The organism is Microbacterium sp., assembly GCF_031179285.1.
GTDB lineage: Bacteria > Actinomycetota > Actinomycetes > Actinomycetales > Microbacteriaceae > Microbacterium.
This window is the reverse complement of record NZ_JAPSHY010000004.1, coordinates 121,297-143,678: the sequence shown is the minus strand read 5'-3', so window position 1 is coordinate 143,678 and position 22,382 is coordinate 121,297. Positions and strand designations below refer to the sequence as shown.

21 protein-coding genes and 1 tRNA gene are annotated in these 22,382 nt (G+C 67.8%); 10 read left to right on the top strand and 12 right to left on the bottom strand.

Translation table 11 applies throughout. The features are described from left to right. Window positions 1–37 precede the first annotated feature (37 nt). Window positions 38–592 carry a TetR family transcriptional regulator gene (locus RIN18_RS04090; RefSeq protein WP_309102670.1) on the top strand — a complete coding sequence of 185 codons (555 nt, stop codon included), beginning with the start codon at window positions 38–40 and terminating at the stop codon, window positions 590–592. On the opposite strand, the gene RIN18_RS04085 is transcribed toward RIN18_RS04090, so the two are convergent. Genes RIN18_RS04085 through sufB form a run of 7 tightly spaced genes read right to left on the bottom strand, consistent with a single transcriptional unit; the run spans window position 567 to window position 7,187 of the window. Then, window positions 567–1,967: an MFS transporter gene (locus RIN18_RS04085; RefSeq protein WP_309102669.1), complete on the bottom strand. Its 1,401-nt coding sequence runs from the start codon at window positions 1,965–1,967 to the stop codon at window positions 567–569. The genes RIN18_RS04090 and RIN18_RS04085 overlap by 26 nt on opposite strands. After that, window positions 1,964–3,118: an aminotransferase class I/II-fold pyridoxal phosphate-dependent enzyme gene (locus RIN18_RS04080; RefSeq protein ID WP_309102668.1), complete on the bottom strand. Its 1,155-nt coding sequence runs from the start codon at window positions 3,116–3,118 to the stop codon at window positions 1,964–1,966. Before RIN18_RS04080 ends, RIN18_RS04085 begins: the two co-directional genes overlap by 4 nt. Window positions 3,119–3,120: 2 nt before the next feature. Further along, window positions 3,121–3,450, bottom strand: a complete 330-nt coding sequence (locus tag RIN18_RS04075) for a metal-sulfur cluster assembly factor (protein WP_201469981.1) — start codon at window positions 3,448–3,450, stop codon at window positions 3,121–3,123. Between the two features lie 9 nt (window positions 3,451–3,459). Beyond that, window positions 3,460–4,230, bottom strand: coding sequence for a Fe-S cluster assembly ATPase SufC (gene sufC / locus RIN18_RS04070; RefSeq protein ID WP_309102667.1), 771 nt, complete (start codon window positions 4,228–4,230; stop codon window positions 3,460–3,462). Further along, on the bottom strand, window positions 4,231–4,557 hold the full coding sequence (locus tag RIN18_RS04065) for a non-heme iron oxygenase ferredoxin subunit (RefSeq protein ID WP_309102666.1): 327 nt from the start codon (window positions 4,555–4,557) through the stop codon (window positions 4,231–4,233). Then, window positions 4,554–5,768 carry a Fe-S cluster assembly protein SufD gene (gene sufD / locus RIN18_RS04060; RefSeq protein ID WP_309102665.1) on the bottom strand — a complete coding sequence of 405 codons (1,215 nt, stop codon included), beginning with the start codon at window positions 5,766–5,768 and terminating at the stop codon, window positions 4,554–4,556. The genes RIN18_RS04065 and sufD overlap by 4 nt, the downstream gene beginning before the upstream one ends. Further along, window positions 5,769–7,187, bottom strand: coding sequence for a Fe-S cluster assembly protein SufB (gene sufB / locus RIN18_RS04055; RefSeq protein WP_309102664.1), 1,419 nt, complete (start codon window positions 7,185–7,187; stop codon window positions 5,769–5,771). Window positions 7,188–7,420: 233 nt separating this feature from the next. On the opposite strand from sufB, the gene RIN18_RS04050 reads away from it, so the two are divergent. Next, window positions 7,421–8,539: a COX15/CtaA family protein gene (locus RIN18_RS04050; RefSeq protein ID WP_309102663.1), complete on the top strand. Its 1,119-nt coding sequence runs from the start codon at window positions 7,421–7,423 to the stop codon at window positions 8,537–8,539. 91 nt (window positions 8,540–8,630) lie between these two features. On the opposite strand, the gene RIN18_RS04045 is transcribed toward RIN18_RS04050, so the two are convergent. After that, window positions 8,631–9,551, bottom strand: a complete 921-nt coding sequence (locus tag RIN18_RS04045) for a heme o synthase (protein WP_309102748.1) — start codon at window positions 9,549–9,551, stop codon at window positions 8,631–8,633. A 201-nt stretch (window positions 9,552–9,752) separates the two neighbouring features. Here RIN18_RS04045 and tkt point away from each other — a divergent pair, with 201 nt between their 5' ends. Genes tkt through pgl form a run of 6 tightly spaced genes read left to right on the top strand, consistent with a single transcriptional unit; the run spans window position 9,753 to window position 17,869 of the window. After that, window positions 9,753–11,864, top strand: a complete 2,112-nt coding sequence (tkt, locus tag RIN18_RS04040) for a transketolase (protein ID WP_309102747.1) — start codon at window positions 9,753–9,755, stop codon at window positions 11,862–11,864. After that, the gene (tal, locus tag RIN18_RS04035; protein WP_309102662.1) at window positions 11,861–12,973 is read left to right on the top strand and encodes a transaldolase; all 1,113 of its coding nucleotides are present in this window, start codon (window positions 11,861–11,863) and stop codon (window positions 12,971–12,973) included. Before tkt ends, tal begins: the two co-directional genes overlap by 4 nt. Further along, window positions 12,970–14,577 (top strand): glucose-6-phosphate isomerase, encoded by a 1,608-nt coding sequence (locus RIN18_RS04030; RefSeq protein WP_309102661.1) that lies wholly within the window; start codon window positions 12,970–12,972, stop codon window positions 14,575–14,577. The genes tal and RIN18_RS04030 overlap by 4 nt, the downstream gene beginning before the upstream one ends. A gap of 24 nt (window positions 14,578–14,601) precedes the next feature. Next, window positions 14,602–16,152, top strand: coding sequence for a glucose-6-phosphate dehydrogenase (gene zwf / locus RIN18_RS04025; RefSeq protein WP_309102660.1), 1,551 nt, complete (start codon window positions 14,602–14,604; stop codon window positions 16,150–16,152). Continuing rightward, the gene (locus RIN18_RS04020) at window positions 16,149–17,084 is read left to right on the top strand and encodes a glucose-6-phosphate dehydrogenase assembly protein OpcA (protein WP_309102659.1); all 936 of its coding nucleotides are present in this window, start codon (window positions 16,149–16,151) and stop codon (window positions 17,082–17,084) included. The genes zwf and RIN18_RS04020 overlap by 4 nt, the downstream gene beginning before the upstream one ends. 5 nt (window positions 17,085–17,089) lie before the next feature. Continuing rightward, entirely contained in the window at window positions 17,090–17,869 is a 780-nt protein-coding gene (gene pgl, locus RIN18_RS04015; protein WP_309102658.1) for a 6-phosphogluconolactonase, read from the top strand. Here pgl and RIN18_RS04010 read toward each other — a convergent pair. After that, entirely contained in the window at window positions 17,863–18,846 is a 984-nt protein-coding gene (locus RIN18_RS04010) for a DMT family transporter (protein ID WP_309102746.1), read from the bottom strand. The genes pgl and RIN18_RS04010 overlap by 7 nt on opposite strands. 61 nt (window positions 18,847–18,907) lie before the next feature. Between RIN18_RS04010 and def the strand changes: the two genes are divergently transcribed. Continuing rightward, entirely contained in the window at window positions 18,908–19,474 is a 567-nt protein-coding gene (gene def, locus RIN18_RS04005) for a peptide deformylase (RefSeq protein ID WP_309102657.1), read from the top strand. A 110-nt stretch (window positions 19,475–19,584) separates the two neighbouring features. Further along, a complete protein-coding gene (locus RIN18_RS04000) occupies window positions 19,585–20,100 on the top strand; it encodes a septum formation family protein (RefSeq protein WP_309102656.1) in 516 nt (171 codons plus the stop codon). Between the two features lie 11 nt (window positions 20,101–20,111). Here the strand turns inward: RIN18_RS04000 and RIN18_RS03995 are convergent, their stop codons facing one another. From RIN18_RS03995 to RIN18_RS03985, 3 genes are all read right to left on the bottom strand, one after another. After that, on the bottom strand, window positions 20,112–21,260 hold the full coding sequence (locus RIN18_RS03995; RefSeq protein WP_309102655.1) for an AI-2E family transporter: 1,149 nt from the start codon (window positions 21,258–21,260) through the stop codon (window positions 20,112–20,114). Window positions 21,261–21,413: 153 nt separating this feature from the next. Beyond that, window positions 21,414–21,489, bottom strand: a tRNA-Asn gene (locus tag RIN18_RS03990). A gap of 97 nt (window positions 21,490–21,586) precedes the next feature. After that, window positions 21,587–22,360 (bottom strand): ATP-binding cassette domain-containing protein, encoded by a 774-nt coding sequence (locus RIN18_RS03985; protein WP_309102654.1) that lies wholly within the window; start codon window positions 22,358–22,360, stop codon window positions 21,587–21,589. Window positions 22,361–22,382 lie beyond the last annotated feature (22 nt).

Here is a 22,382-nt window from a genome sequence, read left to right as displayed (position 1 = left end):
CAGCGTTCACCTGAACGACGTTCACTATACTGGGATCATGAACGCCGCACGACACGATCGCCGAAGTGTGGTCGAGTGTGCCCTCCGGTTGCTCGACGAGGTGGGCCTGCCCGACCTCTCGATGCGCCGCCTCGCGTCAGAGCTCGACGTGCAGCCGAGTGCGCTCTACTGGCACTTCGTCAACAAGCAGTCGTTGCTCGCCGCAGTCGCCGACCGAATCCTCGACGCCGTTCCAGAGCCCGACGCCGACTGGACGGTCGCTGCCACCGCCCGCGCCATCCGAGACGCGCTGCTGGCCTACCGTGACGGCGCCGAGGTCGTGATGAGCACCTACGCTCTCCGGCTCGGCGCTCGGCGGGCGCAGGCAGCCCTCGTGGCCTCGCTCGGCGGCGCTGGCACTGACGCGGCGACGGCAGACGCGGCATTCGAGTTCATCCTGGGGCATGTGACGCTGCTGCAGCAGCGCATGCACGCCCAGAGCATCGGCGCCGTCGATGCGGACGCTGCGGACCCCACGGCAAATGCCGATGAGGTCTTCGAGGCGGGAGTCGCAGCGTTCGCCGCGCTCAGCGCGAGCCGTCGCCGAGTCTGAGGCCGGGGATGAGGGAGATCACCAGCAGCGCGCCGGTGAAGAGGTAGACGCCGGGGAAGCCTGAGCCGGCGAGAGGGAACGCGAGGTAGACGAGGCCCGCGATCGCAATCGTCACCGCGGAACCGGTGGAGTCGGAGATCGACAATGCCGAGGAGTTGAAGCCCTCGTTCGCGGGGGTCGAGTACGCGAGGGTGAGCACCGTCAGTCGCGGATACAGCAAGCCCATTCCCGCACCGGCGAAACCCCATACGATCACCGCCAACCACGGCATCTGGCCCGTGGCCGACACCACCAGCATGCCGAGCACGGCCGCCAGGAGCAGCGGGAGACTGATCGAGACGATGCGCGTGCTGCCGAGGCGGTCGCCGTGACGCCCCTGCACAGCCGATGCGGCCGACCATGCCAGTGCCGCGACCGTGAGGGCGAGACCGGCGATCGTCGGGCTGAAGTCGAACCGGTTCATCAAGAGCTTCGGGACGTACGCTTCCGCCGCGAAGAACGATCCGGCCGCGAGCCCGCGCATGAGGATCACACTGGGCAGCCCGCGCCGCGCACGGAGCGTTCCGGTTGGCAGCAGCCGGACGATGGCGAAACCGAGGATCACGACGGCGGCAAGTGCGGCCGGCCACCCGACCGCCGGCGGGGCCTCGGCAGCGAAGCCGACGGCGACCGCCGACACGGCGACGATGACGGCGAGCAGCAGGCGAACGCCGATTCGCGCCCCGCTCGGAACCGGCGCTCCGACGGCAGGATCGGCGTCTCCGCTCGCCGGATCGGCGGCGTACTCCGCCGCGTCCAGCGACACCTTCCGCAGCCGCACGACGACGAGGACGAACGCGAGGACCGTGAGCACCGCGACGCCGAGGAACGCCCATCGCCAGTGCAGGAACTCGGCCACGGCGAGGAAGGGTCCGATCATCGAGGGCACGACCCATGCGGCCGCGAACGCAGCGAAGATCCGGCCGTGCAGCTCGGGCGGATAGACACGGGCGACCACGACGTAGAGCGCCACGGTCTGCCCGCCCGCCCCGAGACCCTGGATGAGGCGCCCGGCGATGAAGGTGTACATGTCCGGCGCGAACCCCGAGACGACCAGCCCGATCGTGAACAGCACGACCGAGGTGTAGAGGGGCACCCGCGGGCCGGTGCGGTCGCTCCACGCACCCGCCGCGACCATCCCGATGACGCCGGTGGCCAGCGTGCCGGAGAACGCGACGGCGAACAGCGCCTCGCCGTTCAGGTCGTCGCTGACGATCGGCATGACCGTGGTGACCGCCAGCGCTTCGATGGCGGCGAGGAAGATCAGAACGACCGACCCGATGGTGATGCCGAGACGCGTGCGATCCCAGATCGTCGCCGGTGCCGCGACGTTCACGCGCGCGCCAGCGGGGCGATGCGTTCCACGGCCTCGGTGATGATCTCCGGACTCGTGCCGAAGTTCAGACGCACATGGCCTCGACCCTCCTCACCGAAAGCGGGGCCGAAATGCAGTGCCACCTTCGCCTCACGGAGGATGCGGCGCGCCGGATTGTCGCCCCAGCCGAGCGGCGAAAGGTCGATCCACGCGAGATAGCCGGCGTCCGGCATCCGATAGCGAGCGTCGGGGAGATGCGCGTCGAGAAGGTCCCCGAGCAGTCGGCGGTTGCGATCGAGGGTCCGGAGCAGTCCGTCGAGCCAGGCGTCGCTCTCCTCGGCGAATGCCGCAACCGACGCGAGCAGACCGAACTGGCCGGTGCGCCATTCCACCTCGACCGGAAGGCCACGCACGACGGCAGCGGTCGCGTCGGAAGCCGTGACCATGAGTGCGCACTTGAGTCCGGCGAGGTTGAATGCCTTGCTCGCGCTGACGACGGCGTATCCGACGGTGCGCGCGGCATCGGATACCGCGAGGAACGGCGTGAACGCAGTTCCCGGCTGCGACAGTGGTGCGTGAATCTCATCCGAGACCACCGATGCGCCGTACTGGGCGGCGAGGTCCGCAAGGGCGGACAGGGAGGGCGCGCTGTGCGCGGTCCCGGTCGGATTGTGCGGGTTGCAGAGCAGGATCGCCCGAGCTCCACCGGTGAGAGCTCTACGGATGCCGTCGAGATCGAGCTCCCAGCCGGTGCCGGTGTCGCGGAGCGGTACACGCTCGACGATGCCACCCGCCTCGGTGACGAGATCGAAGAAGGGTGGGTACACCGGAGGGGTGACGATGACCCGTTCGCCCGGCGCGACCACACGCCGCAGGATCTCCACGATCCCCATGCTGACGTCGGCCGTGCTTCGCATCGACGTGGGATCAGCCTTCCAGCTGAAGCGCCGAAGGGCGAAATCGGCGTACGACTGCGCGAGGGGTGTCTTCGAGGCGATGTACCCGGTGTCGCCGGCGTCGACGGCGCGGCGAAGTGCCGCGGTGATCGTCGGGGCCAGCGGGAAGTCCGTCTCGGCGACGAACATCGGCAGGACGTCGTCGGGATATTCGCGCCACTTCTCACTGGTGCGGGCACGCAGCTCTGCCAGCGGAAGGGCCGTGACGTCGAGCATCCCTAGATGGCGAAGCCGAGCGCGCGCATCATGTCGCGCCCGTCGTCGGTGATCCGCTCCGGACCCCACGGCGGCATCCATACCCAGTTGATCCGGAACCGGTCGACGACCGAGTCCAGTGCCTGAGCGGTCTGGTCCTCGAGCACGTCGGTGAGGGGGCATCCGGCGCTGGTCAGCGTCATATGGATGACGAGAGCATCGTTCTCGTCATCCCAGGCGAGGTCGTAGATCAGTCCGAGGTCGACGACGTTGATCCCGAGCTCGGGATCCATGACGTCCTTGAGAGCCTCGGTGACCTCGTCGTACTTCGCATCGGTGAGCGTCGCGGTCATACGTCCAGCCTACGCCTCGACGGGGGCGGAGGGGTCGAGGAATCGGTCGTAGCCCTCGTCCTCCAGGCGATCGGCGAGTTCGGGCCCGCCTTCCTCGACGATCTTGCCCGCGACGACGACGTGCACGAAGTCGGGTCGGATGTAGCGCAGGATGCGTGTGTAGTGCGTGATGAGCAGCACGCCCAGTCCGGTCGACTCCTTGGCGCGGTTGACACCCTCGGAAACGATCTTCAGCGCATCGACGTCGAGTCCGGAGTCGGTCTCGTCGAGCACCGCGAACTTCGGCTTCAGGACTTCGAGCTGCAGGATCTCGTGGCGCTTCTTCTCGCCGCCGGAGAAGCCTTCGTTGACATTGCGCTGCGCGAACTTCGGGTCCATGCGCAGGTTGGTCATCGCCTGCTTGACGTCCTTCGTCCACGTGCGGATCGCCGGAGCCTCGCCGTCGAGCGCCGTCTTCGCAGTGCGGAGGAAGTTGGTGACGGTGACGCCGGGGATCTCCACCGGGTACTGCATCGCGAGGAACAGGCCCGCCCGCGCGCGCTCATCGACGCTCATCGCCAGCACGTCCTCACCGTCGAAGGTGATGGAGCCGCCGGTGACGGTGTACTTGGGGTGACCGGCGATCGTGTACGCCAGGGTGGACTTGCCGGAGCCGTTGGGTCCCATGATGGCATGCGTCTCGCCGGTGTTCATCGTGAGGGTGATTCCGTTGAGGATCGGGGTGGTCCCCGCCTCGGTCTCGACCGTCACGTGCAGGTCGCGGATCTCGAGAACAGACATTCAGACTTCCTTAATCACAGTCGGGTCGATGAGCACGTCGTCTCCGTCGATCTCGACGATGTACACGGGGACCGGCTCATAGGCCGGGAGGTTCTGGGGCTTGCCGGTGAGGAGCGAGAATGCGGAGCCGTGCGCCCAGCACTCCACCGTCTCTCCCTCGACGAAGCCTTCGGACAGCGAGATGTCGCCGTGGGTACAGGTGTCACCGATCGCATGGATGACTCCTTCGGAGTCCTTGATCACGGTGATGGGGACGCCGTCCGGCTCGACGCGCAGCGGCATGTCCTGCTGGAGGTCGCTCACGGCGCAGACACGCTGGGCGCTCATGCGCTCACCGCCGCGAGCTCCGTCTCGATCGCTGCCAGCAACTCGGACTCGAGTGCCGGGATGCCGAGCCGCTGGACGATGTCGGTGAGGAAGCCGAGCACGACGAGTCGCCGGGCCTCCTCTTCGGTGATGCCACGTGCCTGCAGATAGAACAACTGCTCGTCGTCGAAGCGTCCGGTCGCGCTGGCGTGACCGGCGCCGAGGATGTCACCCGTCTGGATCTCGAGGTTCGGGATCGAGTCCGCGCGTGCTCCCTCGGTGAGCACCAGATTGCGGTTCGCCTCGTAGGAGTTCGTTCCGGTGGCCTCGGGTCCGATGAGCACGTCGCCGATCCAGACGCTGTGCGCCCCGCCGCCCTGCAGCGCTCCCTTGTAGAGTACGTCGCCGGTGGTGTGGGGGCCCTTGTGATGCAGGTAGACCTGGCTCTCGAGGTGCTGACCGGCATCCGCGTAGGACAGACCGTAGAGGTAGCCCTCAGAACCGGATCCCGCGAGCTCGACGTTCGGGTTCACCCGCACGACGCCGCCGCCGAACGTGATGACGAAGTGCTTCAGCGTGGCGTCCGCGTCGACACGCGCCTGGTGAGCGGCGGTATGGATCGCGTCGTCTTGCCACTGCTGCAGGCTGATCACGGTGAGCTTCGACCCGTCGCGCGCGATGATCTCGACGTTCTGGGAGTACTGCGCCGATCCGGTGTGCTGGAGCACGATCGTGGCGGAGCTGTGCTCCTGCGCCTCGATGACGATGTGGGCGTCTGCGCGTCGCTCGGCTCCCTGGCCGGTGATCCCCACGAGGATCGGTTCCACGACCTCTCGCTCGCGCGGGATGCGGATGTGCAGCGCGTCCGGCGATCCCTGCCAGGCGACAGCCGACGTGACGTCCTCGGGGCGGAAGAACTCTCCCCGAGGCGCTGTGCCGACGGCGAGCGGCTCGGCGATGTACTCGGCCGCGTCACCGAAGTCATAGCGGACGCCGTCGTCATCGGCGGCCGCGAACAGCGACGCGAGACGCGCGACGGGGGTGTGCTTCCAGTTGACCTCTCGCCCTGTCGGCGTTCCGAAGTCCGCCGGTTCGAACGAGTGCGGGCGCTCCGAACGGGTCTGGACGGGAACGAAAGCGTCCGTCAACTGAGCCGCCGGGTCGATGTGTCCGCCGCTCTCGGGCGCGTTGCTGTCCTGCGCCGCCACGGGCGCTGTCGTCGGGGCCGTCATCTAGCCGACACTGCCTTCCATGCCCATCTCGATGAGCTTGTTCAGTTCCATCGCGTACTCCATCGGCAACTCACGCGCGATCGGCTCGATGAAGCCGCGCACGATCATCGCCATCGCCTCGTCCTCCGGCATGCCGCGGGACTGCAGGTAGAACAGCTGCTCCTCGCTCACCTTCGACACGGTCGCCTCGTGCCCGAGCTGCACGTCGTCGACACGGATGTCGATCGCAGGATACGTGTCGGAGCGCGACTTGGTGTCGACGAGCAGGGCGTCGCAGCGCACGGTGTTCGCGGAGTGATGCGCGTTGGCATCCACCCGCACCTCGCCGCGATATCCGGCACGTCCGCCGCCACGGGCGATGGACTTCGACACGATCGAGGACTGCGTGTACGGCGCCATGTGGATCATCTTCGCGCCGGCGTCCTGGTGCTGGCCGGGGCCGGCGAAGGCGACGGACAGGGTCTCGCCCTTGGCGTGCTCGCCCATCAGGTAGATCGACGGGTACTTCATCGTCACCTTGGAGCCGATGTTGCCGTCGACCCACTCCATGGTGGCGCCCTCATGTGCGACGGCGCGCTTGGTGACGAGGTTGTAGACGTTGTTCGACCAGTTCTGGATCGTCGTGTACCGAACGCGGGCGTTCTTCTTCACGATGATCTCGACGACTGCCGAGTGCAGCGAGTCCGACTTGTAGATGGGCGCGGTGCAGCCCTCGATGTAGTGGACGTAGCTGTCCTCGTCGGCGATGATCAGAGTCCGCTCGAACTGACCCATGTTCTCGGTGTTGATGCGGAAGTAGGCCTGAAGCGGGATCTCGACGTGGACGCCCTTGGGCACGTAGACGAAGGACCCACCCGACCAGACGGCGGTGTTGAGGGCCGCGAACTTGTTGTCACCGGCGGGGATGACGGAGCCGAAGTACTCCTCGAAGAACTCGGGGTGCTCGCGAAGCGCCGTGTCGGTGTCCATGAAGATGACGCCCTGCTCTTCCAGGTCCTCACGGATCTGGTGGTAGACCACCTCGGACTCGTACTGCGCGGCGACGCCCGCGACGAGACGCTGGCGCTCGGCCTCGGGAATGCCGAGACGCTCGTAGGTCTCGCGGATCTCCGCGGGCAGATCTTCCCAGGTCTGCGCCTGCTTCTCCGTCGAGCGGACGAAGTACTTGATGTTGTCGAAGTCGATCTCGCTGAGGTCGGCGCCCCAGGTCGGCATCGGCTTGCGACCGAAGAGCTGATATCCCTTGAGACGGGTCTTCAGCATCCATTCGGGTTCGTTCTTGAGCGCGGAGATCCCGCGCACCACCTCTTCGGAGATTCCGCGCTTGGCGATTGCTCCGGCGGCGTCTTCATCGTGCCATCCGAATTCGTAGACCCCCAGGCCGTCAAGCTCCGGGCGGTCGATCAGCACATCCGACATCACACTCTCCTTTTAGGTCCCAACGGTGTCATCCGCCCCGACACACCTGATCCCCGTCGAGTCTGCGGGAGCGGGTGCCGCTGGTGGGCCCTCATCACCGGCGCATCCATCGCGCCTAAACTGTTGTCGATGCTTCAGCGCGGTCAGCGCTCATCGCAACAATCCGATTCTACAGGTTCTGCCTGACAACCGGGCCGGTGTCCGCCCCGTTGCATGCACGGACCGGAGGCCCCATGCCCGAGACCCCGACCCCCCGCGTCATCGACGCCCGAACGCGCGCTCCGCGCTTCTCCGGTGCGCACCCGGTGCAGTTCGGTCGCCCGCTCCGGGTGCTCGCCTGGCTCTCCTTCGTCGCGGAGGTCGTCATCATCGGGACAGGCGGCGCCGTGCGTCTCACCGGCTCGGGGCTCGGGTGCTCTGAATGGCCGCTGTGCACCCCCGAATCCCTGGTGCCGACGCCGGAGCAGGGCATCCACGGCGTGATCGAGTTCGGCAACCGCACCATGACGGGCGTCGTCGGGCTCCTCGCGCTCGCGGTGCTGCTGTTGACGCTGCACGCCCTCGGCGGCCGCCGCCCGGTCATGCGGGCGGTCTGGTTCGCCGTCGGCGGCGTGGTCGCGGCTTTGATCGCCTACGCCGCGACCGATCCGTTCGGGCTGCCTGCGTTCGGATTCGCGTCGGGGGCACTGCTCATCGCCGTTGTCGTGGCAGCCGTCGACTCGCTACGCCGTTGGCCGGCGCGACGCGACCTGTCATCGCTCGCCTGGATCGTCCTCGCGGGTGTCATGGCGCAGGCGGTCGTCGGCGGGCTCACCGTGGTGAGCGAGCTGAACCCGTTCATCGTCGGCTTCCACTACACCTCGTCGCTGCTCCTGGTGTGCGTCACCGCGGCCTATCTGGTGCGTCTGGATGCCACGCCCGGCCGCCGCATCGCCACAGCGCCCGCCTGGTTCCGGATCCTCACCCATTTCACGGGATTGGCGCTGGCGGCGACGATCCTCTTCGGCGTCCTCACCACCGCGTCGGGCCCGCACTCCGGCGACGCCGACGTGCTGCGCGAGGGCTTCGACGCGACGGTGCTGGCGCATGTGCACTCCTGGCCGGGATACATCCTCGCAGCGCTCGTCGTGGCACTCGCCGTCGCGGCCTGGATTCTGCGCCTTCGCGCGCGGGGGTGGCTGCTCGTGCTCATGGTCGCGATCGCGGTTCAGGTCGCGGTGGGCGTCTGGCAGGCGCGCGAAGGACTCCCCGAGGTGCTGGTCGGCATCCACATGGTGCTCGCGTCGCTCTCGGCTGCGGCCTACACCGTCGTCGTCCTGCACCTGAAGCGCGCCGACCCCGCTGCGGGCTGAAGCTCCGAGGCACGACAGCATCCGCAACCTCGACGAGCTCGTCTTCAGCCCCGCCGTGGACACCGGCGAGTGATCGCGCCGCCGGCCGTCGTCAGAACGGAAGCAGCGGGTCGATCGCCACGGCGACGAAGATCAGCGTCAGGTAGGTGATCGATGCGTGGAAGACCCGCATCGGCCGCGGCTCCGTGCCGTGCACCGCGCGGTTGTAGAGGCGGTGGGATTCATAGATGAACCAGCCGCCGAAGACCAGAGCCGAGACCGTGTAGACCAGACCCATGCCGGCGATGGGAACCAGCAGCAGCGAACACGCGACGGTCGCCCAGGCGTAGAGGATGACCTGCAGCCCCACCTGCGAGGCGTTGCGGGTGACGCCGAGCATCGGCACGTCGACGTCGTCGTAGTCATCGCGGTACTTCATCGACAGCGGCCAGTAGTGCGGAGGCGTCCACAGGAAGATCAGCAGGAACAGAACGAAGGCCGGCCAGTCGAGCGAACCGGTGACCGCCGCCCAGCCGATCAGGACGGGGAAGCACCCGGCGATTCCGCCCCATACGATGTTCTGCTCGGTGCGGCGCTTGAGGAGCATCGTGTAGATCACGACGTAGAAGAAGATCGCCACGGCCGAGAGAGTGGCCGCGAGCCAGTTCGTGGTGAGCCACAGCCAGACGGTGGATGCCACTGCCAGCGTCCACGAGAAGATCAGCGCACTGCGTGGCGAGATCTCGCCCGTGACCAGCGGCCGGTTCTCGGTACGGTGCATGTGAGCGTCGATGTCGCGATCGAGGTACATGTTGAACGCTGCGGCGGAACCGGCGCTCATCGAGCCGCCGATGACCGTGGCCAGCACGAGCCAGAGGTCGGGCAAGCCGCCGTGGGCAAGGAACATCACCGGCACGGTGGAGACGAGAAGAAGCTCGAGGACGCGCGGCTTGGTCAGGGCGATATAGGCCCTGACGGTGCGGCCGCGGGACTGCTTCACCACGGTCTGATCAGACGTCGTCGAGATCTCGATCCCCTCCTCCGCGCGTGACTGAGCAACCTCTCAAGTGTATGGCACCGAACAGCGTCATCAACGTTGTAACGCCGCGTAGCAGTGCTGCCTACCCCGCTATGCTGAAACCACTCGCGCGCCCGGCGCTGTGCACCAGTCCGTGACGATGCGGATGCGCCAGGGAATACGGGCGCCCTCGAAACTGTCGGAAAGGGCATGACCGTGTCGCAATTGCAGTGGGATGAGATCGATCGGCGCGCGGTGGACACCGCACGGATCCTGGCGGCCGACGCCGTGGAGAAGGTCGGCAACGGACACCCCGGCACCGCCATGAGCCTCGCTCCGGCGGCATACCTGCTGTACCAGCGGGTGCTGCGCCACGACCCTTCCGACACGGATTGGCTCGGCCGCGACCGGTTCATCCTCTCCGTCGGTCACTCCTCGCTGACGCAGTACGTTCAGCTGTACCTCGGCGGGTTCGGTCTCGAGCTCGACGACCTCAAGTCATTGCGCACCTGGGGCTCCCTCACCCCGGGTCACCCCGAGTACGGCCACACCAAGGGCGTCGAGATCACCACGGGCCCGCTCGGCCAGGGTCTCGCCTCAGCCGTCGGCTTCGCGTACGCCGCACGCTACGAGCGCGGCCTGTTCGATCCGGATGCCGCCGCCGGCAGCAGCCCGTTCGATCACTTCGTGTACGTCATCGCCGGCGACGGCGATCTGCAGGAGGGCGTCACCAGCGAGGCATCGTCGCTCGCCGGCCATCAGCAGCTCGGCAACCTCATCGCGATCTACGACTCGAACCAGATCTCGATCGAGGACGACACGAACGTCGCCTTCACCGAGGACGTCGCCAAGCGGTACGAAGCGTACGGGTGGCAGGTGCAGGTCGTCGACTGGAAGAAGACCGGCGAGTACGTCGAGGATGTCGCCGAGCTGTATGCGGCGATCGAGGCCGCCAAGGCCGAGACCGACCGGCCGTCGCTCATCATCCTCAAGACCATCATCGGCTGGCCCTCGCCCGGCAAGCAGAACTCCGGCAAGATCCACGGCTCCGCGCTGGGCGCCGATGAGCTCGCCGCGACCAAGAAGGTGCTCGGGTTCGACCCCGAGCAGAACTTCGCCGTCGCCGACGAGGTGATCGCCCACACCCGCGGCCTGGCCGACCGCGCCGCCGAGGCACGCGCCGCGTGGCAGGAGTCGTTCGACGCCTGGGCCGCGGCGAACCCCGAGCGCAAGGCTCTGCTCGATCGCCTCGAAGCGGGCGAGCTCCCCGCCGACATCTCACAGGCACTGCCCGTGTTCGAGTCCGGCAAGGAGGTCTCGACGCGCGCCGCTTCCGGCCAGGTCATCAACGCGCTGGCCGCCGCGCTTCCAGAGCTCTGGGGCGGTTCCGCCGACCTCGCCGAGTCGAATCTCACCACGATCAAGGACTCGAAGTCCTTCATCCCCGCGGAGTGGTCGACGCACGAGTGGTCCGGCGCCCCGTACGGGCGCGTCCTCCACTTCGGCATCCGCGAGCACGCTATGGGCGCGATCGTCAACGGCATCGTGCTGCACGGCCCGACCCGCGCGTTCGGCGGCACCTTCCTCATCTTCAGCGACTACATGCGCCCCGCGGTGCGCCTTGCCGCGCTGATGAACGTCCCGAGCATCTTCGTCTGGACCCACGACTCGGTCGCGCTCGGCGAGGATGGCCCGACCCACCAGCCGGTGGAGCAGCTCGCGACACTCCGCGCCATCCCGAACCTCACGATCGTGCGCCCGGCCGACGCGAACGAGACCTCCGTCGCCTGGCTGGAGATCCTCCGCCGCCAGGCCGGCCCCGCCGGTATCGCTCTCACGCGCCAGAACATCCCGGTGTTCGAGCGCGGTGACGATGCGGCCAGCGGCGAGACGTTCGCCGCGGCAGCCCACGCCGTGAAGGGCGCCTACGTCCTGGCCGAGGCGCCCAACGGCTCCCCGGATGTCATCATCATCGCCACCGGATCCGAGGTGCAGCTGGCGGTCGCCGCTCGCAGCGCTCTCGCCGAGGAGGGGGTGAACGCACGCGTGGTGTCCGCTCCGTCGCTGGAATGGTTCGACGAGCAGGACGAGGCCTACCGCGAGAGCGTCCTTCCCGCGTCGGTCACCGCCCGCGTGTCCGTCGAGGCAGGTTCCGTCCTCAGCTGGCGCGGCATCGTCGGGGACCGTGGCCGCTCCGTCGGCATCGACCACTTCGGCGCCTCCGCCGACTACAAGACCCTGTTCGAGAAGTTCGGCATCACCACCGAGGCCGTCGTTGCGGCCGCTCACGAGACCATCGCCGCAAACAGCACCAAGGAGAACGCATGAGCACCCCCACCGCACAGCTCGCCGCCGCCGGCGTCAGCATCTGGCTCGACGACCTCTCCCGCACGCGCATCTCCTCCGGCAACCTCGCCGAGCTGATCGAGTCGAGGAACGTCACCGGCGTCACGACCAACCCGACGATCTTCGCCGGCGCGATCACGAACCCGAACGACACCTCGTACGACGCGCAGGTCAAGGAACTCGCCGCTTCCGGCGCGAGCGCCGAGGATGCCGTCTTCGCGGCGACCACGCAGGACGTCCGCGCAGCGCTGGACGTGTTCCGCCCCGTGTGGGAGGCATCCGGCCACGTGGACGGACGTGTCTCGATCGAGGTCTCGCCCGACCTCGCGCACGACACCGACGGCACGGTGGCCCAGGCCAAGCAGCTGTGGAAAGAGATCGACCGCCCCAACCTGCTGGTGAAGATCCCTGCGACCAAGGCGGGCCTGCCCGCGATCACCGAAGCCATCGCGGCCGGCATCAGCGTCAACGTGACGCTGATCTTCAGCCTCGAACGCTACGCCGACGTCATCGACGCCTACTTGACGGGTCTGGAGCGCGCACACAGCGGCGACTTCGAGCTGTCGAGCATCCACTCGGTCGCCTCGTTCTTCGTCTCGCGTGTCGACTCCGAGACCGACAAGCGTCTCTCGGCGATCGGCACGGATGCCGCGAACGCGCTCAAGAGCAAGGCGGGTCTCGCGAACGCGCGACTGGCCTTCGAGCTGTTCGAGCAGAAGTTCGGTGAGAAGCGTGCGCAGGATCTGCTCAAGCTCGGCGCCAACCTGCAGCGGCCCCTGTGGGCGTCGACCGGCGTGAAGGACCCCGCCCTCCCGGACACCCTGTACGTCACGCAGCTCGTGACGAAGGGCGTCGTCAACACGATGCCGGAGAAGACTCTCGAGGCGACCTTCGATCACGCAGAGATCGAAGGAGACACCATCCGCGGCGGCTACGACGACGCACGCGCCGTGTTCGCGGGCCTCAAGGAGGTCGGCGTCGATTTCGACGACGTCACCCAGGTGCTCGAGGACGAGGGTGTGGCGAAGTTCATCGACTCGTGGCACGATCTGCTCGGTCAGGTCGCCCAGGCTCTGGAGACTCAGCGATGACATTCTCGATCCACACCTCCGGTGCCGCCAAGCGCGCCATCGACGACGTCGTCCCCGGGCTCGTCCGTGACCTCGTCGCGTCGCGCATCACCGGAGGCGACGCGACGCTCTGGGGTCCGGATGCGGAGTCCGAGGCGTCGATCCGGCTCGGCTGGGTCGAAGCCGTGTCGATCTCGCGCCCCCTGGTCGCCGAGATCTCCGCACTGCGGGCCGAGCTCGCAGCCAAGGGTGTGACGCGCGTCGTGCTCGCCGGGATGGGCGGATCATCGCTCGCACCCGAGGTCATCGCGCAGACCGCCGGTGCCCCGCTCACCATCCTCGACTCGACGGCCCCCGGTCAGGTGCTCGCGGCGCTCGACGAAGGCCTGTCAGAGACGGTGCTGGTGGTGTCGTCGAAGTCCGGCTCGACGGTCGAGACCGACTCGCAGCGTCGTACGTTCGAGGCCGCCTTCCGCGATCTCGGCATCGACCCCACCGAGCGCATCGTCGTCGTGACCGACCCTGGCTCGCCTCTCGACGCCTCCGCGCGTGAGGCCGGCTATCGCGTCTTCAACGCCGACCCGAATGTCGGGGGCCGGTACTCCGCGCTCACCGCCTTCGGCCTCGTTCCCAGCGGCCTCGCGGGCGTCGACATCGATGAGCTGCTGAATGAGGCCGAGTCGTCGCTGCTGCAGGTGGCCGTCGATTCCGCCGACAATCCGGCACTCCGACTGGCAGCCGCGATCGCAGGGACGAACCCGCGGCGCGACAAGCTGGGGCTCATCACCGACGGCACCCACATCAACGGCCTGCCCGACTGGATCGAGCAGCTCATCGCCGAGTCGACGGGCAAGGCCGGCACCGGCATCCTGCCCGTCGTCCTCCTGCCCGTCTCGCCGGAGCTCGACGCCGTCCCCGACGACCTGCAGATCGTGCGCATCGTGGACGACGCGAACGAGTTCCATCTGCACGAGCGCCACCCCGGCGAGATCCTCGTCAGCGGCACGCTGGGCGCCCAGTTCATCGTCTGGGAGTACGCCACGGCGATCGCCGGCATCCTGCTCGGCATCAATCCGTTCGATCAGCCCGACGTCGAGTCGGCGAAGGTCGCCGCGCGCGGCCTTCTCGACGCCCGCCCTGAGCAGGCGCCGCCGGCTTTCACCGAGAACGGCGTCGAGGTGCGGGTGTCCGATCCCGCCCTCGCCTCATCCGGCACCGTCGAGGGCGTGCTCGACGCGCTCTGGGCGCAGCTTCCCGCCGAGGGCTACGTCTCCATCCAGGCGTATGTGAATCGACTGGATGTGCCTCAACTGCAGGGTCTGCGCGAACTTGTCGCCGCCGACTCCGGCCGCCCGACCACCTTCGGTTGGGGGCCGCGCTTCCTTCACTCCACCGGGCAGTACCACAAGGGCGGACCCGCCCAGGGCGTGTTCCTGCAGATCCTGGAACGCACCGACGTCGACCTCGAGATCCCGGAGCGACCCTTCACCTTCGGGCAGCTCATCGAGGCGCAGGCCGCCGGTGACGCCGGTGTCCTGGCCGAGCACGGCCGGCCGGTCGTCTCGCTGACGATCACGGACTCGTCGGCTGACGTGCTCGCCCTGTTCGAAGCCGCCCAGAAGTAATCCGTTCAGGAGAATCCCCCACCGATGTCTGTTCCCATCTCGCGCGGGCACAACCCGCTGCGTGACCCCGATGATCGCCGTCTCAACCGGATCGCGGGGCCCAGCGCCCTCGTGATCTTCGGCGTCACCGGTGACCTGTCACGCAAGAAGCTCATGCCCGCGGTCTACGATCTCGCCAATCGCGGCCTGCTTCCGCCCGGCTTCGCACTGGTCGGCTTCGCCCGTCGCGACTGGAAGGATCAGGACTTCGCCCAGGTGGTGTACGAGGCCGTCAAGCAGCACGCGCGCACCCCGTTCCGCGAGGAGACGTGGACGCAGCTGCTGCAGGGCATCCGCTTCGTCTCGGGTGAGTTCGACAACCCGGAGTCGTTCCGCAAGCTTCGCGAGACCGTCGACCAGCTGGACGTCGAGCGGGGGACGATGGGCAACCACGCGTTCTACCTGTCGATCCCGCCGAAGGACTTCCCCGTCGTCGCCAAGCAGCTCAAAGACTCCGGTCTGGTCGGCGATGACGACGATGACGACCAGTGCTGGCGTCGTGTCGTCATCGAGAAGCCGTTCGGACACGACCTCGAGTCGGCGCGGGAGCTCAACGACGCCCTCGAGGTGGCATTCTCGGCGGACTCGATCTTCCGGATCGACCACTACCTCGGCAAGGAGACGGTCCAGAACATCCTGGCGCTGCGCTTCGCCAACGAGCTGTACGAGCCCCTCTGGAACCGCAACTACGTCGACCACGTGCAGATCACCATGGCCGAAGACATCGGAGTGGGCGGTCGGGCCGGATACTACGACGGAGTCGGCGCCGCTCGCGACGTCATCCAGAACCACCTTCTGCAGCTGCTCGCGCTCACCGCGATGGAGGAGCCGATCAGCCTTTCCGCCGAGCATCTGCGTGCCGAGAAGGAGAAGGTCCTCGCCGCCGTCCACGTGCCCGATGACCTCTCGCTGGCGACGGCGCGGGGGCAGTACGCCGGCGGCTGGCAGGGCGGCGAGCAGGTCACCGGTTTCCTGGACGAAGACGGGATGAACCCGGAGTCGGCGACAGAGACCTATGCCGCGATCAAGCTCGAGATCGACACGCGACGCTGGGCCGGGGTGCCGTTCTACCTGCGAACCGGCAAGCGCCTGGGCCGACGCGTGACCGAGGTCGCCGTTGTCTTCAAACGTGCGCCGGAGCACCTGTTCGGCCGGTCGAACGCCTCCGAACTCGGCCAGAATGCGCTCGTCATCCGGGTGCAGCCCGATGAGGGCGTGACGATCCGCTTCGGCTCGAAGGTGCCGGGCAACGGCACGAACGTCCGCGACGTCACGATGGACTTCGGATACGGGCATGCGTTCACCGAGGCGAGCCCCGAGGCGTACGAGCGGCTCATCCTCGATGTGCTCCTCGGCGACCCGCCGCTGTTCCCGCGTCATGAGGAGGTCGAGCTCTCCTGGAAGATCCTCGACCCCGTGGAGAAGTACTGGGCAGCCGTCGGCGGTCCGGTGGAGCAGTACGCGCCCGGTTCGTGGGGTCCGGCATCTGCCGATGACCTGCTGGCGCGCGACGGACGAGTCTGGAGACGCCCGTGATCATCGATCTTCCCGACACCACCGTCAGCCAGGTCGCCAAGCAGCTCGTGAAGGTGCGCGAGGAGGGCGGCGCTGTCGCCCTCGGGCGCGTCCTCACGCTCGTGATCTCCGCCCGCAACGGCGTCGCGGAAGCGGCGATCGATGCGGCGAACGATGCCTCCCGCGAGCACCCCATGCGCGTCATCGTGCTCACCACCGGCGACGGCGAGTCCCGTCTCGACGCGCAGATCCGTGTCGGCGGGGATGCCGGAGCGAGCGAGGTCGTGGTGCTTCGCGCCTTCGGCGATGCCGCCAGCAACGAGGAGACTCTGATCACGGGACTCCTGCTGCCGGATGCGCCGGTGGTGGCGTGGTGGCCGGAAGAGGCCCCCGCGGCTCCGGCCCGGTCTCCGCTCGGCCGGATCGCACAGCGACGCATCACGGATGCCGCCACCGCTGATGACGTACGCGACCGTCTTGCGGTCCTCGGCGACACGCACGAGCCGGGCGACACCGACCTCTCATGGACCCGGCTGACTCATTGGCGCGAGCAGCTCGCCGCCGTGCTCGACCAGCCGCCGTTCGACGAGGTGACGGCCGTCGAGGTGCGAGGTGCATCGGCATCGCCGTCGACCGCTCTGCTCGCCGCGTGGCTGCAGATGGCGCTGGAGGTGCCGGTGCGCTGGTCCTACGAAGACCCTGAGCACTGGCAGGAGGGCATCAAGTCGGTGCGCCTGACGCGCGCGGGCGGCGACATCCTGCTGGAGCGTCCGAGCCCCGGTGTCGCCGTGCTCACGCAGCCCGAGCAGCCCGACCACGACCTCCACCTGCCTCGTCGCACGCTGCGCGAGTGCCTGGCTGAGGAGCTGCGCCGGCTCGACCCCGACGTCCTGTACGGTCGAGTGATAACCGAGGGCTGGGAGAAGCTGGGTCCGCCCGAGACAGGAGCGTGAACTCGATGGAAGCTGCGTCCGCAGAGAAGCGGGTCGTCGTCGAAGCCACTCCGGCGGCCGTCGCCGCTCGGGTGGCCGACCGGTTCCTCACCCGGCTCCGCGCGCGTACGCGCAACGGCCGCATCGCGCACATCGCCCTCACCGGCGGCTCGATGGGGGCGGCCGTGCTGCAGGCGACCGCCCGCGATCCTCGATCGGCCGAGATCGACTGGTCGCTCGTGCACTTCTGGTGGGGCGACGAGCGCTATGTCCCTCGCGACGACCCGGACCGCAACTCGCTGCAGTCGCGTCGGGCGCTTCTGGACCACATCCCGGTTCCGGCGGAGAACGTGCACGAGGTCGCTGGCCCCGACAGCGGGCTCTCGCTGGACGAGGCGGCAGAGGCGTACGCCGCCGAGCTCGCCCGCTACGGTGGCGACCAGCACCCGTGGCCGTCCTTCGCTGTCTGCTTCCTCGGCGTCGGGCCCGACGGTCACATCGCGTCACTGTTCCCCGATCGGCCTGAGGTGGCGGTCACCGACGTCGCAGCCCTCGCGGTGCGCGACTCCCCCAAGCCTCCCCCCGAGCGGGTGAGCCTGACTCGACCGGTGCTGAACCACTCCAAGCGCGTCTGGCTCGTCCTCACCGGTGCCGACAAGGCATCCGCTCTCGGACTCGCCCTCGCCGGCGCCAGCTATGCGAGCGTTCCCGCCGCCGGTGCGAAGGGACGAAAGCGCACGGTGTTCTTCGTCGACGAAGCCGCGGCTGCCGAGGTCTCCCCGGACCTCATCGATCCCGCTTACTGATCCTTCTCGGTGCTGTCCCGGTTGCTGCCACGACGGATGCCGAGTTCCTGACTGTCGCTGAGCACCTGGGGGTGGAACCGAGCGAGCCCGACGACGCCCCAGACGGCGATGGCGCCCGCGACGGCGAAGATGACGAGAACCCATGGCGGCGCAGCTGCGGCCTCGCCGAGCACCACCATGCCGATGAGCACGGCGATCAGCGGGTCGACGACCGTGAGACCCGCGATGACGAGATCGGGCGGGCCCGAGCTGTAGGCGGTCTGCACGAAGTAGGCGCCCGCCGCGGCGGCCGCGATGAGGGCGATCACGCACACCACGGTGATCCACTCGAAGTTGCCGGCCTGCACCCGCTTGATGACGACCTTCGCGAGAGTGGCGACGAATCCGTAGAGGACTCCCGCGCCGATCACGTAGAACAGGGCGCGCATGCGGTGCCGCAGGATCAGCCAGCAGGCGCCGAGAATGATGATCACGACGAGCAGCACAGCGAGGATCGTGAACAGCCCGGTGTCGGTGACCTTCTTCTCGGTGGCGAAGATCGCCGCGAAGAAGACGAAGAGGAAGATGCCGCCGACGCAGCACGCGATCGCGGTGATCGACTGCCTGGTGGGCGAATGACCCGAGATGCGGGCGTTGAGGAGCGTCGTGATGACGAGAGCGATCGCGCCGAGGGGCTGCACGACGATCAGCGGCGCCTGGACGAGCGCGGCGAGCTGGCAGATCACGGCGAGGACGAGCATCAGCGTGCCGACGATCCACGACGGCCGTGTCAGCAGGCTGCGCATCTGGCCCATACTGAGGCCGCTCGCCCCATCAGAACCGCTCAGCCGCTCGACTTTCTCCACGCCGCGGTGCTGATATTGCGCACCCAGCGACATGAACACCGCTCCTGCGAGAGCAAGTGGAATGCCGAGCAGCAGCCCCGGGTTCTGGAAGGCGCCGACGAGCTGGTCGCCGACGTCTCCTGCCGTGTTCATCCACACCCCAACACTCACAGTAAGACCCTACCCGGAGGATCGCGCGCAGTAGGGTTGTGGCGTGGCTGTACTTCCGATTCGCATCATGGGCGACCCCGTTCTCCACTCCCCCGCTGCCGTCGTTGAAGAGATCGATGACGACATCCGTCGGCTGGTGGCCGACATGTTCGAAACCATGGATGCCGCCCCTGGCGTGGGCCTCGCGGCCCCGCAGGTAGGGGTCCCCCTGCGCATCTACACGTACGCCTATGTGGACGACGATGACGAGCCGTGGCGAGGAGTCCTCATCAACCCGGTGCTGTGGATGGCGCCCCTCGAACCGGGTGAGCCGGACCCCGATCTCGAAGCAGAAGGATGTCTCTCCTTCCCCGGCGAACGGTTCCCGCTTCGGCGCTCCGAGCGGGTGCTCGTCACGGCGACCGATCTCGATGGCGCCGATGTACGCATCGAGGTCGACGGATGGCGGGCTCGCATCATGCAGCACGAGTTCGACCACCTCGACGGCATCCTCTACGTCGATCGGCTGTCGGACCGCGACTGGAAGACGGTGCAGAAGATCGCGAAGAAGCGAGGCTGGGGTCGCGCCGGCGTGAGCTGGATGCCGGGCGTCGACGACCTCGAGGGATAGCTGTCAGCTGACGCATAGCATCCCCGGAGTTGCGGCATAGACTTCCCGCCGGATAGCGTTCTGAGGCAGGTGTCTTCGCGCCCGCTCACCAGACACCGAGGGAACACATCATGATGAAGCTGCGCACGCGACGCTCGCTGGCCCTGGCAGGCGCGGCCCTCGCCCTCTCGATCGCACTGAGTGGCTGCAGTGCCATCGGCGACATGCTGAGCGGCGCTCCTCAGGACGCGCAGCGTGACGAGGAGACCGGCGCCGTCGTCGAGGACGACACGATCGACATCTTCGCCTTGAAGGTCGGCGACTGCAAGATGGACTCCGGCACCGAGCTGCTCGAGAGCGCCGACGTCGTCCCCTGCGACCAGCCGCACGACGAAGAGGTCTACCACGAGATCACCATGCCCGACGGCGAGTTCTCCGAGGCGAACATCGAAGCGGCATCAGAGGAGTGCGTCGGCGAGCCGTTCACCACGTTCGTCGGCATCGCGTTCGACGTCTCGGTCCTCGAGGTATACCCCATCACTCCGACCAAGGAGACCTGGGAGCAGATGAACGACCGCATCATCCAGTGCGTCATCTATGACGCAGCGGGCCCGGTCGAGGGTTCGCTGGCCGGCGCTGCGCGCTGAGGCCCTTCTTCTCAACGAGGATCTTCCACTGCTGTCCCGATCGTCCCGGTCGTCCCTGCCGCCCCGGTCGTCGCCGCCGTCGCATCGCTGCCGAACCAGATCTTGATCGCGGCCCAGGCGGACGCGGCGATCGGCACGGCGATGACCGCACCGATGATGCCGCCGAGGATCGTGCCGATGGTGAGGGCGAGCAGGATGACGAGGGCATGCAGTCTGAGTGACTTGCCCATCACGACCGGCTGCAGAAGGTCGCCCTCCAGCTGATTGACCGCGATGACGACGATCACGACGATGAGGGCGACCACCGGACCGTTCGCGACGAGGGCGACAAGAGCCGCCAGGATGCCGGCGACGGTCGCCCCGACGATCGGGACGAACGCGCCGAGGAAGACGAGAACCGCCAGCGGCAGGGCGAGCGGCACGTGCATGATCAGGAGCGCGACTCCGATCACGACGGCGTCGACCGCCGCGACGATCGCGGTGCCGCGCACATAGCTGCCGAGGACCTCGATGATCCGTGATCCCGCCTGCAACGTCTTGCGACGGGTGGACCCGCGCAGCCGCGCGGTGAGGAACGACCAGATGCGGTCGCCGTCCTTGAGGAAGAAGAAGAGGACGACCAGGACCAGCACGGACCCCGTCAGTACCTCGCCCACGGCCGACACTCCGGCGATCGCGCCGGAACCGAACTCGCTCGTGGTGAAGAACCCGAGGATGGCCTCCCGCGCCTCGGTGAGTCGGTCCGCGCTGATCGGAAGGTTCAGCCCGGAGAGCCACTTCTGCAGGGCTTCGAGACCCTCGGCGGCGCTGGCGGCGAGCTCGGACCATTGAGATCGGACAGCGAAGACGATCGCCGTCAACACCGCGCCCAGGACGGTCAGCGCGCCGATGAGGGTGATCCAGGTCCCCAGCATCCGCGGTACGCGTCGAGTGTGGAGGAAGTTCACGAACGGGCCGACGGCGGCGGCGATGATGAGGGCGATGAGCACCGGGATCACGACGAGTTTCAGCTGCACCATCGCATAGACGACGGCGGTGGCGAGGATGAGGATGAGGATCGCTTGAGCGCTCCTCGTCGCCACGCGGCCCAGGGAGTCCGACCAGACGCTCGTTCTCGGCTCGGCGTCGGCGTCGAATGCGACCTGCGCTCTCTTCCACATGATTCGACTGTAGAGATCGGAGACGCGAGGACCACAGGGTTGACAATCCCTGTCGGAAGCGGCGCCCGCCATCGGGGCGGAGACCTGAGCGGGGACGGCGTCGTCACGACGAAGGCGCCCCATCCCACTGCTGGGATCGGGCGCCTTCTGCGTTGGCTCCCCGGCTTGGACTCGAACCAAGAACCTGCCGGTTAACAGCCGGCTGCTCTGCCAATTGAGCTACCGAGGAATGTGCTCCGCTGCGCGGGCAACTCGACAAGCTTAGCAAACTCCGAACGATGCTCGTGACACCCGACACGCCTTCCACACGGCGATTCGGGGGGCGATCAGTGTCGCGAATCCGCCTCGGCGTTCGGGGCCCACAGCAGGTCTTTGCCGACCCCTCTCGCGACGACGTGCCCTCCTCGGAGCATCAGCGTCTCGGCGTTCAGTTCGCGGATGAAGGCGGCGTCGTTGGTGACGAGCAGGGCGGCCATCCCCTGCTCCTCACGGCGTCGGGTGATCGCCTCGAAGACGACGGGCCGCACCTCGAGGTCGAGGTTGGCGAGTGGCTCGTCGGCGATGAGAACCCTCGGTTCGAGCACGAAGGAGCGAGCGATCGCGACGCGCTGCCGCATGCCTGCGCTCAGCTCATAGGGGAACTTCGCGGCGGTGCCCAGCGGCAAGTGGAGCTCATCGAGCAGCGTGGCGACCCGGATCGAGAGAGCCTTGGTGTTCACGCGCTTCTCGCGGATGAGGATCGGCTCGGCGATGACCTCGTTGACGGTCAGGCGGGGCGGCAGATCGGCGCCTGCGCCCTGCGGGACGAAACCGGTGAGGTAGGTGAGCACCCGATGCTTGCGCCCGGGCTTTCGCACATCGACGCCGCACACCTGGGCACTCCCCCCGACGACGCGCACAGACGGATCGGTCGAACCCGCGAGCGCCGCCACCAGCGTGGACTTCCCCGAGCCGGTGGGCCCTGCCACGCAGATCAGCTCACCGGGCCCCAGGGCGAAGCTGACACCGTCGACGGCGCGCGTGGGTGATCCGTGCCCGACCCGGTCGATCACCAGATCGGCGCAGTCGATGGCGTTCGAGGACTCGGGCCGGCGGGACATGTCTCCATCCTGCCCTGCGTGG

Coding starts and splice junctions, on each gene's coding strand:
- pgl (WP_309102658.1), top strand. CDS start 17,090: ATGGAAGCTGCGTCCGCAGAGAAGCGGGTCGTCGTCGAAGCCACTCCG.
- zwf (WP_309102660.1), top strand. CDS start 14,602: ATGTCTGTTCCCATCTCGCGCGGGCACAACCCGCTGCGTGACCCCGAT.
- RIN18_RS04010 (WP_309102746.1), bottom strand. CDS start 18,846: ATGAACACGGCAGGAGACGTCGGCGACCAGCTCGTCGGCGCCTTCCAG.
- RIN18_RS03985 (WP_309102654.1), bottom strand. CDS start 22,360: ATGTCCCGCCGGCCCGAGTCCTCGAACGCCATCGACTGCGCCGATCTG.
- sufB (WP_309102664.1), bottom strand. CDS start 7,187: ATGTCGGATGTGCTGATCGACCGCCCGGAGCTTGACGGCCTGGGGGTC.
- RIN18_RS04030 (WP_309102661.1), top strand. CDS start 12,970: ATGACATTCTCGATCCACACCTCCGGTGCCGCCAAGCGCGCCATCGAC.
- RIN18_RS04050 (WP_309102663.1), top strand. CDS start 7,421: ATGCCCGAGACCCCGACCCCCCGCGTCATCGACGCCCGAACGCGCGCT.
- RIN18_RS04080 (WP_309102668.1), bottom strand. CDS start 3,118: ATGCTCGACGTCACGGCCCTTCCGCTGGCAGAGCTGCGTGCCCGCACC.
- sufC (WP_309102667.1), bottom strand. CDS start 4,230: ATGTCTGTTCTCGAGATCCGCGACCTGCACGTGACGGTCGAGACCGAG.
- RIN18_RS03995 (WP_309102655.1), bottom strand. CDS start 21,260: ATGTGGAAGAGAGCGCAGGTCGCATTCGACGCCGACGCCGAGCCGAGA.
- RIN18_RS04090 (WP_309102670.1), top strand. CDS start 38: ATGAACGCCGCACGACACGATCGCCGAAGTGTGGTCGAGTGTGCCCTC.
- RIN18_RS04075 (WP_201469981.1), bottom strand. CDS start 3,450: ATGACCGCGACGCTCACCGATGCGAAGTACGACGAGGTCACCGAGGCT.
- RIN18_RS04000 (WP_309102656.1), top strand. CDS start 19,585: ATGATGAAGCTGCGCACGCGACGCTCGCTGGCCCTGGCAGGCGCGGCC.
- sufD (WP_309102665.1), bottom strand. CDS start 5,768: ATGACGGCCCCGACGACAGCGCCCGTGGCGGCGCAGGACAGCAACGCG.
- RIN18_RS04065 (WP_309102666.1), bottom strand. CDS start 4,557: ATGAGCGCCCAGCGTGTCTGCGCCGTGAGCGACCTCCAGCAGGACATG.
- tal (WP_309102662.1), top strand. CDS start 11,861: ATGAGCACCCCCACCGCACAGCTCGCCGCCGCCGGCGTCAGCATCTGG.